This window comes from Pseudomonas sp. EA_65y_Pfl1_P113 (genome assembly GCF_963970525.1).
GTDB classification, from domain to species: Bacteria; Pseudomonadota; Gammaproteobacteria; order Pseudomonadales; family Pseudomonadaceae; genus Aquipseudomonas; species Aquipseudomonas tritici.
In genome coordinates this window covers 1-503 of the sequence record NZ_CAXAQM010000402.1, presented here as the reverse complement: position 1 = coordinate 503, position 503 = coordinate 1, and the positions used below count along the sequence as shown (strand labels likewise).

Genomic DNA, 503 nt, shown 5'->3' with positions numbered 1-503 from the left:
CCCGGCTCGCACAGCCCAATCCTTACGATTCAGCTCGATGACCGCACCGCGCGTCATGCCGGGAAGGTCGGCGGGGAAGTCATAGGCCCCCGACGACCAGATTGCCCAATTCATGAAATCCGCGCGCGGATCCTTGGCATAGGCATTCGCGTCGAAGAAATCGCCAACCGCGAAACGACCAACCGTGACAGTGACGCGATCGATATCGCGTCGCCCCGCCAGTTGCAGGGGGCCGTCTGCGACATCCTCCTGCTCGCCACCAAGACCGAATGTCTGCTGAAGATAGTAGCGCTGTGGCCGAAATTTCGGAAATTCAGCGCCGCCTTTTTGCGCTTCTCCATTTGGAAAGCCTGCGAGTCCGAGCGTCCCGTTCAGCCCGAAGCCTTGGGCTAGCTCGGGATTGAAATAGAACGCACCACCGTCCCAAAGCCTCACGCCAAGAAATGCGTCCGCGGTCCACGTCTCACGAACTTGCCCGCCACCGGGCAGGCTGGCGCTGGAAG

Annotated in this window: 1 protein-coding gene; it reads right to left on the bottom strand. The window is 61.0% G+C overall.

What is annotated here, in order from left to right; translation table 11 throughout:
• Window positions 1-503 (bottom strand): carbohydrate porin (locus AACY52_RS30270; RefSeq protein ID WP_339561373.1); only part of this gene is annotated, 503 nt, incomplete at both ends.